The organism is Stutzerimonas sp. FeSN7 (assembly GCF_030263795.1).
In the GTDB taxonomy this organism is placed as follows: Bacteria; Pseudomonadota; Gammaproteobacteria; order Pseudomonadales; family Pseudomonadaceae; genus Stutzerimonas; species Stutzerimonas stutzeri.
This window is the reverse complement of sequence record NZ_JARPMN010000001.1, coordinates 825,169-839,310: the sequence shown is the minus strand read 5'-3', so window position 1 is coordinate 839,310 and position 14,142 is coordinate 825,169. Positions and strand designations below refer to the sequence as shown.

14 protein-coding genes and 1 tRNA gene are annotated in these 14,142 nt (G+C 60.7%); 5 read left to right on the top strand and 10 right to left on the bottom strand.

Annotated elements, in window-relative coordinates; translation table 11 throughout:
* The first annotated feature begins 107 nt into the window (after nucleotides 1-107).
* The 4 genes from P5703_RS03800 to P5703_RS03785 are packed head-to-tail and all read left to right on the top strand — an operon-like array spanning nucleotide 108 to nucleotide 4,099.
* Nucleotides 108-1,772 (top strand): DEAD/DEAH box helicase, encoded by a 1,665-nt coding sequence (locus P5703_RS03800; protein ID WP_285585574.1) that lies wholly within the window; start codon nucleotides 108-110, stop codon nucleotides 1,770-1,772.
* Nucleotides 1,773-1,809: 37 nt separating this feature from the next.
* Nucleotides 1,810-2,838, top strand: coding sequence for an IS30-like element ISPsp7 family transposase (locus P5703_RS03795; protein WP_031638226.1), 1,029 nt, complete (start codon nucleotides 1,810-1,812; stop codon nucleotides 2,836-2,838).
* 2 nt (nucleotides 2,839-2,840) lie between these two features.
* Nucleotides 2,841-3,419, top strand: a complete 579-nt coding sequence (locus P5703_RS03790; RefSeq protein ID WP_285585570.1) for an ATP-binding domain-containing protein — start codon at nucleotides 2,841-2,843, stop codon at nucleotides 3,417-3,419.
* Nucleotides 3,419-4,099 carry a DUF2290 domain-containing protein gene (locus tag P5703_RS03785; protein WP_279641179.1) on the top strand — a complete coding sequence of 227 codons (681 nt, stop codon included), beginning with the start codon at nucleotides 3,419-3,421 and terminating at the stop codon, nucleotides 4,097-4,099. Before P5703_RS03790 ends, P5703_RS03785 begins: the two co-directional genes overlap by 1 nt.
* On the opposite strand, the gene P5703_RS03780 is transcribed toward P5703_RS03785, so the two are convergent.
* From P5703_RS03780 to otsB, 6 genes are all read right to left on the bottom strand, one after another.
* Complete coding sequence (locus P5703_RS03780; RefSeq protein WP_279641178.1) at nucleotides 4,086-4,370, bottom strand: hypothetical protein; 285 nt, start codon at nucleotides 4,368-4,370, stop codon at nucleotides 4,086-4,088. The two genes, P5703_RS03785 and P5703_RS03780, sit on opposite strands and share 14 nt — an antisense overlap.
* Before the next feature lie 469 nt (nucleotides 4,371-4,839).
* Nucleotides 4,840-4,916: transfer RNA gene (locus P5703_RS03770), tRNA-Met, on the bottom strand.
* Nucleotides 4,917-5,077: 161 nt separating this feature from the next.
* Nucleotides 5,078-5,977, bottom strand: coding sequence for a DMT family transporter (locus P5703_RS03765; protein ID WP_279641177.1), 900 nt, complete (start codon nucleotides 5,975-5,977; stop codon nucleotides 5,078-5,080).
* Entirely contained in the window at nucleotides 5,977-6,621 is a 645-nt protein-coding gene (gene can / locus P5703_RS03760) for a carbonate dehydratase (protein ID WP_279641176.1), read from the bottom strand. Before can ends, P5703_RS03765 begins: the two co-directional genes overlap by 1 nt.
* An 80-nt stretch (nucleotides 6,622-6,701) precedes the next feature.
* The gene (gene otsA / locus P5703_RS03755; RefSeq protein WP_279641175.1) at nucleotides 6,702-8,117 is read right to left on the bottom strand and encodes an alpha,alpha-trehalose-phosphate synthase (UDP-forming); all 1,416 of its coding nucleotides are present in this window, start codon (nucleotides 8,115-8,117) and stop codon (nucleotides 6,702-6,704) included.
* 15 nt (nucleotides 8,118-8,132) lie between these two features.
* Complete coding sequence (otsB, locus tag P5703_RS03750) at nucleotides 8,133-8,909, bottom strand: trehalose-phosphatase (RefSeq protein ID WP_279641174.1); 777 nt, start codon at nucleotides 8,907-8,909, stop codon at nucleotides 8,133-8,135.
* Nucleotides 8,910-9,099: 190 nt separating this feature from the next.
* Between otsB and P5703_RS03745 the strand changes: the two genes are divergently transcribed.
* Nucleotides 9,100-9,642 (top strand): hypothetical protein, encoded by a 543-nt coding sequence (locus P5703_RS03745; protein ID WP_013983812.1) that lies wholly within the window; start codon nucleotides 9,100-9,102, stop codon nucleotides 9,640-9,642.
* Nucleotides 9,643-10,019: 377 nt separating this feature from the next.
* On the opposite strand, the gene rimI is transcribed toward P5703_RS03745, so the two are convergent.
* From rimI to P5703_RS03725, 4 genes are all read right to left on the bottom strand, one after another.
* Complete coding sequence (gene rimI, locus P5703_RS03740; protein ID WP_014597543.1) at nucleotides 10,020-10,472, bottom strand: ribosomal protein S18-alanine N-acetyltransferase; 453 nt, start codon at nucleotides 10,470-10,472, stop codon at nucleotides 10,020-10,022.
* Nucleotides 10,473-10,481: 9 nt separating this feature from the next.
* On the bottom strand, nucleotides 10,482-11,288 hold the full coding sequence (locus tag P5703_RS03735; RefSeq protein WP_019406306.1) for a hypothetical protein: 807 nt from the start codon (nucleotides 11,286-11,288) through the stop codon (nucleotides 10,482-10,484).
* Complete coding sequence (locus P5703_RS03730) at nucleotides 11,285-12,829, bottom strand: 2-isopropylmalate synthase (RefSeq protein WP_014597545.1); 1,545 nt, start codon at nucleotides 12,827-12,829, stop codon at nucleotides 11,285-11,287. The genes P5703_RS03735 and P5703_RS03730 overlap by 4 nt, the downstream gene beginning before the upstream one ends.
* Nucleotides 12,830-13,123: 294 nt before the next feature.
* Complete coding sequence (locus tag P5703_RS03725; protein WP_108242242.1) at nucleotides 13,124-14,050, bottom strand: LysR family transcriptional regulator; 927 nt, start codon at nucleotides 14,048-14,050, stop codon at nucleotides 13,124-13,126.
* Nucleotides 14,051-14,142 lie beyond the last annotated feature (92 nt).

Sequence of the window (14,142 nt, the reverse complement as noted above, 5' to 3'; positions counted from 1 at the left end):
CGTTATTCAAACACGCCGCGACTTACCAAGTGTTTTATTTTTTTAAGAAATAATGTAGTAATTTCGTTTTAGTACGGCCGAATATCAAACAACTCTGGATAGCTAGCATGGATAATCCCTTCTCTTTTCTCTCAGGCTCCCTTGCATTAGAAAATCGGCCATTTCATTTTCAAGTCTCCGACGTTGTACTGACTCTATTTAATCAATGCCATGGGTATCTCGCCTACAAGCTAACCACGCTTGGACGAGCGTCCGACGACGATGTCCCGTCCTTTATAATAGTTTCCAAAGAACATGGCATAATATTATTAGATGTTCTTGAGGAGAGAGTTGTAGACGTCATCGAGAGTGGTGGCGTTGAGTTCTGGCGACTAGATAATGGGGAGCTAATAACCTCACGATCTTGGGTGGTTGACATTTACGAAGAAGAAGTGCGAAGCCGTTTAAAAAATGATCTATCCCTTTATGACCGAAAAACAAGGAACATTCGGGTCCCGATTACAAGTGCGGTTTTATTTTGCTCCAACCAAGCGAGCGAAGCTGGACTAATCAATCAAGAAGAAAGCGCCAGTGAGGTTGTTTTCTTTGAAGACCTTCAACCTTGGCTTTCTTCAATAGAGCACGACTTCCAATGCTCTGATGAACAATTAGGTCGCATATTCTCGTTGCTAGAAGGAACCTTCGTATACGAGGAAAAGAAATCCGCAGTAGAAGAACCCCTTAATACTATTAATGATTACATCCAAAAATCACTAAGAACCACTTTTAAACAGGACGACGCTCAGCGACTTGCCGCTATGCAATTGCCTCCAGGGCCTCAGCGTATCCGAGGGCTTGCTGGCACTGGAAAAACAATTGTCCTTTGTTTGAAAGCAGCCATTACGCACAAAAAGTTTTCCGACTACAAGATCCTTTATCTATTCAACACTCAGAGCCTGTACTCTCACGTTCAGAATCTCATATCTCGCTACTACACTTTAGAAGCAAAAAAAGCACCCGACTTTGACGAGAAGCTACATGTTTTTCACGCATGGGGAGGCAAGCAACGCCCGGGCCTGTATTCGACGCTTTGCCAGAAACTAGGTATTACCCCCCTTACATGGTCGGACACTCGCGGCCACAGAGATCAACTTGGCTACATTTATAAAGATTTACTTTCCCGAATGGGAGATAAAATAAAGCCTGAGTACGACCTTATCCTAATCGATGAGGCACAAGACTTCTCAAGCGAAATATTTCAAGTTGCTTATAAATTAGCAAAAGGGGAAGGCGCGAATAAGCGCATCATTTGGGCATATGATGAGTTTCAATCACTCAAAGACACGCTCATAAAAGGACCCGCGGAGCTTTTCGGAGAGACTGATGGCGAGCCGAATTTGCCAAACAGCGTATTACATGGAAAGTACCCAGGCGAAATCCCTAAAGATTTTGTATTACCAAATTGCTATCGCACGCCGCGACCTGTATTGATGACAGCACACGGCGTCGCTATGGGCCTATATTCGAATCGACAGAGCGAGATGTTTTATCTCCCAGGGGATTGGAAAGCTATTGGATATCAGGTCATAGAGCCCAGATCTCTTATGATATCAGAAGGTGAGAACGTCGTTATCGAGAGGCCTGACGCCAACAGCCGAAATCTTCTTGAGGGAATACTACTAGACAACAGCAAGCGCCCGCTGAATTTGGTTCGCACCGAAGTATGCTTCAACGACGAGGCGCAGCTTAGCTTTGTGGCTAGCAAGGTAAAACAGGGCGGCGGCAAAAACTGAGTGCAACACCTGACCTTTCCGGTACGGTGCTGCCCCTATGTCTTATACCGAACTCAGCGTTGAAGAGCGCGCCACCATTCAAATCGGTCGTATCCAAGGCTTCAGCCTGCGCAGGATTGCCTGCTTGATCAACCGATCCCCTTCGACCATCAGCCGTGAGCTGCGCCGTAACCGAGGTGCTTGCGGTGGCTACTCGGCCCGCCTGGCCCAGCAGCAAATGCAGGCCCGCCGCCAAGTTTGTCGACCGATGCGAAAACTGTTGCCGGGTAGCGAGCGCTTCGAACTGGTGACCCATATGCTGCGTGAGCGTTTGTCTCCCGAGCAGATTGCCGGCAAGCTGCGCAGCATGAACATACCCAACCTGCGAGATGCCTACGTCTGTCGCGAGACGATCTACAACGCGATCTATGCCCTGCCAGTGGGTGAGCTGCGTAAGGAGCTGATCATCTGTCTGCGCCAAGGCAAGACGACGCGCCGGCCGCGCTCTGGTGGCGTGGATAGGCGCGGCCAGATCCCCGAGATGGTCAGTATTCATGTGCGCCCGCCGGAGATTGAAGACAGGCTGATGCCGGGGCATTGGGAAGGCGACCTCATCAAGGGTAAGGCCAACGCCTCGTCCGTCGGTACGCTGGTGGAACGCACCAGTGGCTACCTGATGTTGGTGAAGATGAACGACGCGACGGCGACTTCGGCGCTGGAAGGCTTCAGCGCCGCGCTCAATAGCATGCCGCTGGAGATGCGCAAGAGCATGACTTACGACCAGGGCCGGGAGATGGCGCGACACGCCGAGATCACCCAAAGAACCGGCGTGGCGATCTACTTCTGCGACCCGCACAGCCCCTGGCAGCGCGGCAGCAACGAAAACATCAATGGCCTGATCCGCCAGTACCTGCCCAAAGGCACAGACCTGTCGGTACACAGCCAGGAGGAGCTGGACGCCATTGCGCTGCAACTGAACATGCGACCGCGCAAGCGCTTCGACTTCAAATGCCCCATCGAGGTGATGGGAGAGGTCATGCAAAATGCCATGGCAATGCGGCATGATGCTCCGGCTTCAATTCAATAACCGTGTTGCACTCAGCTCCTGCAACCGCCCAGCTAGTTTTTGATGAGGGGGTCTCGCCAGAAGAGATCGTCATCATCAATCTTATTTCTAGCAATAATAAGAACCAGATGCTGGCTATTCAACGCGCACTAATGCAAATCGGTGTCAGATCAGTCATTCCTGGGTACGTTGAAAGTTCCGATGTATTCAAACCCAAAGGCTTTGTAACAATCTCGACCCCTTTTCGAGCAAAGGGAAATGAGGCAAACATTGTCTTCGTTATCAACGCTCACAGACTGAGCAACGATTTCACACTTCGAATGCGAAATGCGTTCTTTGTTGCCGTAACCCGTTCACGAGGCTGGTGTTACATAAGCGGCGTAGGCGCTGGAATGGAGCCGTTAGTTTCAGAAATTGAAGCAATTAAACGGGACTTCCCAAGATTCTGTTTTATATGCCCGAGCCGTGAGCAAGTAGACAGCAGCAAGACATTTCTCGGAAAATCCGATAAAGAGCTGGATGAAATTCAGCGCCTAGTTGATCTGGTAGATCAAAACCCGGAGTTGCGGGCGTTGCTCCTCCGCCAGCCGGATGAAAAGTAATGCGCTTTGCGAACGCCTGTCAGGGCCTGATCAATGCCTTGGAAAGATTGAGACCTATAGTTCAGTCAGACAACACCTTAGTGATGCAGGGAGAGCGAACTATTAGCTGGAGAGGTAGAAGGCCTGGCATTCTAACGGGGCTTTATTATCCCTTTGAGTACCAAGCTCTTATCGATAGCCAGCAGTACTCAATACTTCTTCAAGACGGCTCTTTCTTTCAGTTCTATTATAGCTTCTCCAATGACGAATCTTTGATTGGGGCTCGATTGGCTTTTTACCCAAGACCCCTACCGGTTAAAGATGGGATAGAGGAGTTTTTTGAAGGAGCACAGCGAGCTATCGACAGAGAAGACAATGAAATATACGAACATCTTTATAATTGGACAGAAATAATCGAACAGCTTGACATTCTGCCAGCCAACACTTCGCACCTGCGATTCGACTATGATCCTAGTGCGAAATCTCACTGCAAGGCACACATTCAGTTTAGTGGAATTAACGACCTACGAATTCCCGCCGATTTTGTGCCGCTACCGCTGGGGTTTATTAACTTTTGTGAGGATATTTTTTGGCCGGGAGACAAGCTAAACCTTGAGGCACTTATGTTTGAAGCCCGGAACCGACTGACCTTGGATCACCCAGGCGATCTAATATCTCTTTCGTCACTCACGCCCAAATAGCGCAGTAGAGAATTACTCTTCTGCTGCATACCCACTTAGTGGCTGGTAGAGCTATTGGCGCCGGATCGGCGCCGTTCAGTTTCCTGTGATCGAAGGGCCTCAATGTAGTCGTCAGCCGCTCTAGCGGTTCAGATTGCTGCATTTTGGCCTTCTGATTCGCATCCGCTGAGCGTTGCTTCGCGAACACCTGCATTCCCTGCGACCCTTGGTAGATGGCAAACATCGCAGCCACGGTCACGCCTGCTTTCAGCAGCGCACGTGCAATATCCATATCCGTCCTCTCCTCCGATCCTTCGGGCGTACCAGCGCCTAGCTACTTCCTGTGTGATCGCTATCCCGCGTTTGGATTGGTCAAGTCTCGGTTGGCCTCATCGTACTCGGGGCTTGTCTGGCCGCACTCAGGCGCAGTGGTGCCAGTAACAAGCCATAAAGCGTACTGAGGAAATACCTTCACGACAGCTTCGATCTCTGCATCAGAAAGACGCGCTTTACCGTTGCGAATGTTGCCCCACCGATACCGGTCGATGCCGGTTTCTTTCTCGAACCAGACACTTGTTCGCTTGCTATAAGGGAAAGGGGATAGATTTATTTTTTGCGTAGGTGCCAGATATCGAGATGGCTGAATGTCGTACCGGCTAGCAGCATCAACAGAAGGGGTACTGCTAGGCGATCCTGAGGGCGGTAGTCACAGCTGAAAAACAAAAAAGGCGGTTAGCTTTCGCTAACCGCCTTTCTGTGTCTGGTGGCTACACCGGGACTTGAACCTGGGACATCAGCATTATGAATGCTGCGCTCTAACCAACTGAGCTATGTAGCCAAGTGGCGCGCATTATTCTCTGGTCGGTTTGGGCTGTCAACCCTGGGTCCGCAGATTTTTTATCCTTTTCAAACGGTTAGTTACGAACGGTCGGGCCGCGTAGGTGGGGGCGCCTAGCCCGGGCCGCGCTGGTCGGCAGCCCAGATCGGGATCCTACGGCCCTAGCGGAACGACGGCCGCGTGGCCAGCAGCAGGCCGGCGAAGATCAGGGCGCCGCCGATCCAGTGGAAGGTGCGCAGGGCCTCGCCCAGCAGCACCCAGCCGAGCAGTGCGGTGAAGACGGGCATCAGGTAGCTGGCCATGGCGGCCTTGGCGGCGCCGACGACTTTTACGCCGTGGTTCCAGGCGAGGTAGGCGATCAGCGAGGCGAACACAGCGGTGTAGCCAATAGCGCCGAGGTTGGCCGGTGTGGCGGCGAAGCCCCCCACCCGGCTCAGTTCGTACAGGTAGAACGGCAGGATCAGCGGCACGCCCAGCAGCATCAGCACGCCGAGCAGCACCAGCGGTGGCACGGTGAGGAAACTCGACCAGCGCCGCAGCAGCAGCGTGTACAGGGCCCAGACCAGCACGGCGAGCAGCATGATGAGGTCGCCGGCCTTGAACGACAGGCTGGCAAAGGTCTGCCAGCTGCCACGGCTGATCAGGTAGAGCAGCCCCGCCGCCGCCACGGCCATGCCGAACCAGGCGCGCCGCAATGGCCATTCACCGAGCAGGAAGCCCGCACCGATAAAGGTCGCCAGTGGCAGGCAGGTGTTCACCAGCGTGAGGTTGATCGCTTCGGTGCTTTGCGCGGCGGTATAGAGCAGCGAGTTGTAGCTGGCGATGCCCATGGCGGCGAGCACCGGCAGGCGCCAGCCGGCGGCACGCAGGGTGGAGCGGTGCGTCCAGATGCCCTTGGCGACGAAAGGCAGCAGCAAACTGGTAGCCAGCACCCAGCGCCAGAACGACAGGCTGAGCGGCGGGATGCTGTCATGGAAGGCGCGGCCGACCAGGGCGTTGCCGCTCCAGCAGAGCACGGCGATAAGCAGACCGGCGAAGGCCGGACCCTGACGCGCACTCATCAGGCTTGGCGCGGCGGGCGCAGACGGTATTGCGAGGGCAACTGATCGAGCCCGCTCACCGTGACGTTGAGATTCTTCCACAGGCCATCCTTGATGCCGTAGATGCAGCCGTGCACGGCGAGCGGCTGCCCGCGGTGCCAGGCGTTCTGGACGATGGTGGTGTGGCTGACGTTGGCGACCTGCTGGATGACGTTGAGCTCGCAGAGACGGTCGACCTGCTCCTCTTCGCTGTCTAGCTTGGACAGGTGCACGCGGTGCTCGTAGTAGAGGTCGCGGATGCTGCGCAGCCAGCCGTCGATCAGGCCCAGCTGGTCGTCACGCATGGAGGCGCGCACGCCACCGCAGCCGTAGTGGCCGGTGACGAGGATGTGTTTGACCTTGAGCACGTCGACCGCGTACTGGATGACCGACAGGCAGTTGAGGTCGGTGTGCAGCACGACATTGGCGACGTTGCGATGCACGAACAGATCGCCCGGCAGCAGGCCGACGATCTCGTTGGCGGGCACACGGGCATCGGAGCAGCCGATCCACAGGTATTCCGGCGCCTGCTGCTTGGACAGTTTCTCGAAGAAGGTGGGGTCTTCTTCCTTGATGGCCTCGGCCCAGCGGGCGTTGTTCTCGAACAGCGGTTCCAGCTCGCTCATCTACGTTGTCCCTATGGTTCGGCCCCGCACCTTACGAGCCGGTCCAGCCTTTGACAAGCAAGGCCGGCTCGCGCGGGCGGTCAGTCTGGCTCGACGAGTTCTTCCGTTTCGATGACCGTGGTGCTGGGCTGGGAGACGAACGAACGCAGGTCACGCATGAAGTTGTCGCGCCAGGCATCCAGATCGGCGGCACGTATGGCGCGCATCAGGTGCTCGTAGCGATCCTTGCGTTCGGCGAGCGGCATGCTCAGCGCGCGGTCAAGGGCTTCGGCCATGCCGACGCAATCGTACGGATTGACGATCAGCGCCGAGGTCAGCTCGCGCGCCGCACCGGCGAAGCGCGACAGCACCAGCACGCCTGGGTTTTCCGGGTCCTGCGCGGCGACGTATTCCTTGGCGACCAGGTTCATGCCATCGCGCAGCGGGGTGACGAAGCCGACGTCGGCGGTGCGGAACAGGCCCATAAGCACCCGGCGGTCGTAACTCTTGTTGAGGTAGTGCAGCGGCGTCCAGTCGAGGTCGGAGAGACGCCCGTTGAGGTGCCCGGCCTGGCTTTCGAGCTGTTCGCGGATGTGCTGATAGGTGCGCACGTCGGAACGCGAGGTCGGCGCGATCTGCAGGAATTCGACGTTGTTGCGGTGCTTGGGATAACGGTCGAGGAACTCTTCGTAGGCGCGGAAGCGCTCGACCAGGCCCTTGGAGTAGTCCAGGCGGTCGACCGAGATGATGGTCTGGCGGCGTGTGTCGGTGGCGCGGCGCATGGGATGCGCGCGGCCCTTGTAGCCTTCGGCGAGCTGCTGGATTTCGTCCGGCACCACACCGATGGGGTAGACGCCGGCGCGGAAGTTCTGCCCATAGGCGGTCAGGCTGCCATCCGGCTCGATGACGCCACGCACCTCGCGGGTGATGTAGTCCTGAAAGGCCAGGCGGTCGGTGTCGGTCTGGAAGCCGATCAGGTCGTAGTAGCAGAGCGTCTTGAGCAGGTCGTTGTGCGGCGGGATGGCGGTGAGGATTTCCGGCGCCGGAAACGGGATGTGCAGGAAGAAGCCGATGCGGTTGCGCACGCCCAGCTGGCGGCAGGCTTCGGCGAAGGGGATCAGGTGGTAGTCGTGGATCCAGATGATGTCGTCGGGCCTGAGCAGCGGCATGAGCTTCTCGGCCAGCATGGCGTTGACCCGCCGGTAGCCGTCGTATTCCTCGCGGCTGTAGCGGGCCAGGTCGATGCGGTAGTGAAAGATCGGCCACAGCGTGGCGTTGGAGAAGCCGCGGTAATACTGGTCGTAGTCACGCTTGTTCAGCGGCAGCGTGACATAGGTGATGTTGCCGACTTCCTCGGTGTTGATGGTCGGGGTCGCGCTGACCTCGCCGCTCCAGCCGAACCAGATGCCTCCGGCCTGGCGCAGGGCATCGTAGACACCGACGGCCAACCCTCCGGCAGCCACCTTGCCCGCCTTGATCGGCGCGACGCGGTTGGAAACCACTACTAAACGGCTCATGGCAAAAATCTCGCTCTAGTCTGGTTTTGTTATGGGCTCGGCCGGTTCGCCGAGCTCGCTCAGCAGCTGTTCCAGCCAGCCGCCGACCGCATGTACCGATGACAATCGCTCGCGAGCCTCGCTGGGCCCCTCGCCGACCTTGATGGAACGCCCGCCCAGCTCGTTGACGACGGCGAAACCGGCTTCGTCGGTGAGGTCGTCGCCGACGAATACCGGGGTGCGGCCGGCGAACGGCATCTCCTCCATGAAGGCACGAATGACTTCGCCCTTGCTCGCCCCGCGCGGCTTGAGTTCGAACACGCACTTGCCGGGCTGCAGGCTCAGCACCTCGGCGTAGCGCTCGGCGAAATGCTCGGCGAGCTCGCGGGCGATCTGTTCCAGCTGCGGCGCCAGGCGAAAGTGCAGCGCGAAGGCGACGCCCTTGTTCTCCAGATGCAAGCCGGGGTGCTCGCTGCAGGCTTCGGCCAGCTCGCGCTGGATGCGCTCCAGCTGCGGTGCATCCAGCGCCAGGTTGCGCAACTCGCCTTCGGCATCCCGGCGCTCGGCGCCATGCACGCCGGCGGCGGGCAGTTGCAGCGGCGCCAGCAACGCATCGAGCTGTGCCAGGGGGCGCCCGGAGATCACGGCGACGGGAATCCCGTCGGCATGCAGTCGTTCCAGGGCCGCAAGGGTGGGCGGTGGAATGAAGACGAGCTCCGGGCGGGGCTGAATTTCAGCCAGCGTGCCGTCGACGTCGAAGAAGAAAGCGCAGCGCCGAGCCTCAGGCGCAGGTTGGTCGTTTTGATCGTTCATGCAGGTAGGACTCCGGATCACGCGCGGTGGTTCGTCCCATTTCGCTCGCCTGCCGGTCAGGTACTGCAGCCCGAATTCGCAGCCCATCAAGGATGGCCCCGGATGCCGGTTCCGGCCAGCGGCGCACCTGAATCTTCATCGAGCGGCCGGGTCACAACCTGCAAGACCGATGGCCTGACAGGAGACGATCATGAGCGATCAGAAACCCTATACCCCGACGGAAATCGACGACACCGAGGACCGCATGGGCTCGATGGAGCCGCTCGACTTCGACCAGCGCCGGGACGAGCGCAAGGGCCGCATCGGCGACCAGGTGCCGGCCGAGGAAATCGCCGATCAGTTCCCGCCGGAGCGCGAGGCCGAGGCCGGCATGACGGTCGGCGAAGTGCCCGGCGGCGAGACCACCATGGATGACCTGGCGCCAGAGACGCAGATTCCGGACGATGGCTCGCGCTCACCCCGCGAACGAGGCCACGGCGGCCCGGCGGATCAGGATCTGAGCGTGGTGTCCGAACACGAGATCGGCGCAGACGTGGACCTCGACGAAGCCGAGCTGGGCCGCTACGACCCGCTGGACGGCAAACCCTGGGACGGCCCCGCCAAGGGCGACGAGGACACCGGCCTCAGCGGTGGCGACGCGGTGCTGCGCGAGGACGACAGTGTGCTGTCGGACGATGAACTGGAGGGCGACGCCCCGCTGGATTCAGGCCGGGACAAGCGGCCGGGGGAGTGATCGGGCCGCTTGCCGCGCCTGAACGTCGGGTGGAGTCTAGTCGTAGGGTGGATGTCGATTTTTACATCCACCTTGACCTGAGCATGGTGGATCGGTGAAGCGTGATCCACCCTACGAGGACAGCAACAGTTTGAGATCGGGAACCGCGAGTCGTGGAGTCCGCTAGCTCCCAGCCCAAGCGCCGCAGCCTCGGGCCGCGCAGCAACCAGTCCAGGGGTCGTACGATTTTTACATCCACCTTCCCCGAAGCACGGTGGATCGGTGAAGCGTGATCCACCCTACAGCTGCCAGATCGTAGGGTGGGCTTTAGCCCCTCCGGGAAACGCCGCCTCATGGGCCAGCGGACTGAGCTACCGTCCGCCGGGCTGAACGCGCCATCAATCCAGCAACGTGCAGGCCATCACCAGCGCATCTTCGCGGCCATCGGCCGACGGATAGTAGGCCCGGCGGCGGCCCACTTCGTTGAAGCCGTATCGCTCGTAGAGACGGTAGGCCGGCGCATTGCTGGCGCGTACCTCGAGGAAGCATTCGCGGCCGCCGCGCTCGCGGGCGCGCTGCATCAGGTGCTCCAGCAGGCGCAGGCCGAGGCCGCGGCCCTGGCTCTGCGGCTTGACGGTGATATTGAGCAGGTGCGCCTCGTCGAGGATCACGTTGATCACGCCGTGCCCGACCTGCTGCTCGCCCTCGAACATCACCCAGCACTCGTAGGCCGTCAGGGCATCGTTGAAGATGCCGCGGGTCCAGGGGTGGCTGAAGGCGGCGTATTCGATCTTCAGCACGGTTTCGATATCCGCCGCTGTCATCGGGCGAAAGCTGACTGCATCACTCATCACGCGTACTCACGAACCTATGTGCCAGCGCGGCATGCTGCGGCGCATGGCCTTCCACAGCTCGGCCTTGGCGGCCGGCTGTTCCATCAAGGCTTCCAGCCCCGGCATCGCCAGGGCGCGACCCAGCCCTTCCACGGCCACCTCGCGATAGCAGTTGTCGACGTCCACTTCGCCCGCGAAGCGCAGGGCCGGGCGACCGATCAGCCAGATGCAGTCGCAGCCCATCTGCTCCAGCTCGGCAGCCATCACGCCCTGCACGTAATCGCGCGCAGCCTCGGCACCCTGGTCAAGGCTGCCCTTGTGCAGCAGAGGCCAGCGGATCGGTTCGCCGTCACCGACCTGCTGCGGCTTGTCCGGCAGCCGGGCGGCGCGCAGCAGGTCCTTGAGCAGGATGTAGGCCGGGTCACGACTCTGGAAGGATTCGCCGGTGGGCAGTTCCACCACCAGCAACACGTTGCCGGCGCGCAGCAGCTGCAGGGAGAAGCGCGGCGGCGGCTCGATGGCCTTGGCGGGCTCGGCGGCGGCCTCCTCGCCAGGGCTGTCGGTCGCGGCCACGGGCTTCGGCTCCGGCATGGCGATACGTGGGCGCGGTGCCGGGGTCGGTTCGACGGTCGGCGCCACGGCTGGCCGCTCGACGACCGGTGCAGCCTCGACCTCGGCCACGGGCGCGACGGCTGCCGCGGGCTCCGGCTCGGCAACCGGCGGCTGCAGCAGCTCGAGCCGCGACGGGGCAGCGAACGGCAGCTCGGTACGTGGCAGCCAGCTGGCTACCTGCATGGCGTCGAGGTAGGCCCGACGCCGGGTTTCACTGATCAAACGCCTTCCACCTGTGGATGAGCCTTGGCGCCGACCTGCATCAGGTTCAGCGCGTTGAGATAAGCCTTGGCCGAGGCGACGACGATATCGGTATCGGCGCCGTTACCGTTGACGATGCGCCCGCCCTTCTCCAGCCGCACGGTCACCTCGCCCTGAGAATCGGTGCCCTGGGTGATGGCGTTGACCGAGTAAAGCTGCAGCGTGGCACCGGAGCCGGCGACCGCCTCGATGGCCTTGAAGGTGGCGTCCACCGGGCCGGAGCCTTCGGCCTGGGCGCTGCGCTCTGCTCCATCGACGCTGAGCACCAGCTTGGCTTCGGGCGTGGTGCCGGTCTTGCTCGCCACCTCCAGGCTGGCCAGCTTGAAGTGTTCGGGCGCCTCGTCGGCCAGGGTGTCGGAGACCAGCGCCTGCAAGTCTTCGTCGAAGATTTCATGCTTCTTGTCCGCCAGCTCCTTGAAGCGGGCAAAGGCAGCGTTCAGCTCGTCGCCTTCCAGTGCGATGCCCAGCTCCTCCAGGCGCGAACGGAACGCGGCGCGACCAGAGTGCTTGCCCATGACCATCTTGTTGGCGTTCCAGCCCACCGACTGGGCGGACATGATCTCGTAGGTCTCGCGATGCTTGAGCACGCCGTCCTGGTGGATGCCCGACTCGTGGGCGAAGGCGTTGGCGCCGACGATGGCCTTGTTCGGCTGCACCGGAAAGCCGGTGATGCCCGAGACCAGGCGCGAGGCGGCGAGGATGTGCTCGGTCTCGATGCGGGTGTGCACGTTGAGCAGGTCCTGGCGGGTCTTGATTGCCATGACGATCTCCTCCAGCGCGGCGTTGCCGGCACGCTCGCCGAGGCCGTTGATGGTGCATTCCACCTGGCGCGCACCGGCCACCACCGCGGCCAGGGAGTTGGCCACGGCCAGACCGAGGTCGTTATGGCAATGCACGGAGAACACCGCCTTGTCGGCATTGGGGATGCGCTCGAGCAGCTGGCGGATGGTGTCGGCGTACTGGTGCGGAATGGCGTAGCCGACCGTGTCCGGAATGTTGATGGTGCGTGCGCCGGCGTCGATGGCAGCCTCGATGATGCGGCAGAGGAAATCGATCTCCGAGCGGCCGGCGTCCTCGCAGGAAAACTCCACGTCGGCGCACAGGCTGCGCGCCTTCTTCACCGCGCGCACTGCCTGCTCCACCACCTGGTCCGGCTGCATGCGCAGCTTGTACTGCATGTGGATCGGGCTGGTGGCGATAAAGGTGTGGATGCGCCCGGAGTTGGCGCCGGCCAGCGCTTCGGCAGCGCGTTCGATGTCGGCATCGACGGCGCGCGCCAGGCTGCACACGGTGCTGTCCTTGATATTGTCGGCGACCAGCTTCACCGCGGCGAAATCGCCGGGGCTGGCGATGGCGAAGCCCGCCTCGATCACGTCTACCTTCAGCCGCTCCAGCGCCCGGGCGATGCGCAGCTTTTCCTCACCGGTCATGGACGCGCCGGGGCTCTGCTCGCCGTCGCGCAGGGTGGTGTCGAAGATGATGACGCGATCGTTGCTGCTCATAGGAAATCCTCACGGCTGCCGAGCGCCTCTGACAGGGCGCCTGTGTGGGCGGATTGTCGCGTGAAATGGACGGGGCGGGAAGGAGCAGCTGCAGGCTGCCCGGCGGATGCCCGCGCAAGCCCATCAGGGTGGGCGCCGGCAAACCGTTCACCGAGGTATCGCCCGCCTCGCGCAAGAGCGGCTCCTCAGCCCGACGGCGCGGCGAGGCCGACCCGGAGCGTGACGGCGCGGGCGCCGCCGGCATGGCGCCAGGCGCACATTGGCGCTCTACCCGAGCGATCCAGCACGATCGATTCAGGAGGCGAAATCGCCGCGTGACTCGGTAGTCGTGCCGAGAGCCCCACCGACCTGCTGTTGCAACAGCGCGACGAAGACCTGCGCCGGCGGGCTCAGGTAGCACGGCTTGCGCTGCAGCAGGCCGATGCTGCGCGCCGGCGCCTCGTCGAGCTGGTGCACGGCGAGGCTGCCGTCGCTGTTGAAGGTGTCGGCCACGCTGGCCGGCAGCAGGGCGAAGCCCAAGCCCGCACGCGCCAGCGCGGCGGCGCTGCTCATGTACGCCACTTCCCACGCTGGTTCACGCAACAGCCCCATGCGCTGCAGTGTTTCATCGGCCATGCTGCGCAGGCTGGTATCGCGGGTGGTGGCGATGTAGTCCTGTTCACGTAGCGCAGCGAGCAAAGCCTTGCCGCGCAGGCGTTCGTGGCCGCGTACCAGCAATACCAGGCTGTCGTCGTACAGCGGCTGGAAATCCAGCGCGCCGAGGTCATCGACCGCCGAGGTGATGGCGAAATCCACCTCGGCCGCACTCACCCACTGGCGGATTTCCCCGGCGCGGCCGTCATGCAGGCTGATGTCGATACCGGGATAGCGCCGCCGGTATTCCTGCAACACCCTTGGCAGGGGCTCGATGGCCACCGACGGCAACACGGCGATGCGCAGCGAACCACTCTCCAGATGCAGTTGCTCATGCGCGTCGTGCACGGCGTTGTCCATGTCACGCAGCAGGCGGCGAGCCTGCTCGAGAAAACGCAGGCCGGCGGCGGTCAACTCCACGCTGCGCGTGTTGCGCGCCAGCAGCGACAAGCCGAGGGCGTCTTCGAGTTTGCGCAGGCTGTAGCTGAGTGCCGGCTGCGACAGGTGAACCTGCTCGGCGGCGCGACTGAAACTGCGGTGTTCGGCAATCAGGACGAAGGCCTGAAGCTGGCGAAAGCTGATGTCCATGGCTCGGCAACTTATAAAATCCCCTTATCAATTCATATCACATTTCGAATTCACAACTAAATCCACAGGCATCACCCTGGCTGCATACCTGA

What these genes read in the sequence shown, in the direction of transcription:
- P5703_RS03800 (WP_285585574.1), top strand. Translation starts at nt 108, where the DNA reads ATGGATAATCCCTTCTCTTTTCTCTCAGGCTCCCTTGCATTAGAAAAT.
- P5703_RS03795 (WP_031638226.1), top strand. Translation starts at nt 1,810, where the DNA reads ATGTCTTATACCGAACTCAGCGTTGAAGAGCGCGCCACCATTCAAATC.
- P5703_RS03785 (WP_279641179.1), top strand. Translation starts at nt 3,419, where the DNA reads ATGCGCTTTGCGAACGCCTGTCAGGGCCTGATCAATGCCTTGGAAAGA.
- P5703_RS03780 (WP_279641178.1), bottom strand. Translation starts at nt 4,370, where the DNA reads ATGGATATTGCACGTGCGCTGCTGAAAGCAGGCGTGACCGTGGCTGCG.
- P5703_RS03765 (WP_279641177.1), bottom strand. Translation starts at nt 5,977, where the DNA reads ATGAGTGCGCGTCAGGGTCCGGCCTTCGCCGGTCTGCTTATCGCCGTG.
- can (WP_279641176.1), bottom strand. Translation starts at nt 6,621, where the DNA reads ATGAGCGAGCTGGAACCGCTGTTCGAGAACAACGCCCGCTGGGCCGAG.
- otsA (WP_279641175.1), bottom strand. Translation starts at nt 8,117, where the DNA reads ATGAGCCGTTTAGTAGTGGTTTCCAACCGCGTCGCGCCGATCAAGGCG.
- otsB (WP_279641174.1), bottom strand. Translation starts at nt 8,909, where the DNA reads ATGAACGATCAAAACGACCAACCTGCGCCTGAGGCTCGGCGCTGCGCT.
- P5703_RS03745 (WP_013983812.1), top strand. Translation starts at nt 9,100, where the DNA reads ATGAGCGATCAGAAACCCTATACCCCGACGGAAATCGACGACACCGAG.
- rimI (WP_014597543.1), bottom strand. Translation starts at nt 10,472, where the DNA reads ATGAGTGATGCAGTCAGCTTTCGCCCGATGACAGCGGCGGATATCGAA.
- P5703_RS03730 (WP_014597545.1), bottom strand. Translation starts at nt 12,829, where the DNA reads ATGAGCAGCAACGATCGCGTCATCATCTTCGACACCACCCTGCGCGAC.
- P5703_RS03725 (WP_108242242.1), bottom strand. Translation starts at nt 14,050, where the DNA reads ATGGACATCAGCTTTCGCCAGCTTCAGGCCTTCGTCCTGATTGCCGAA.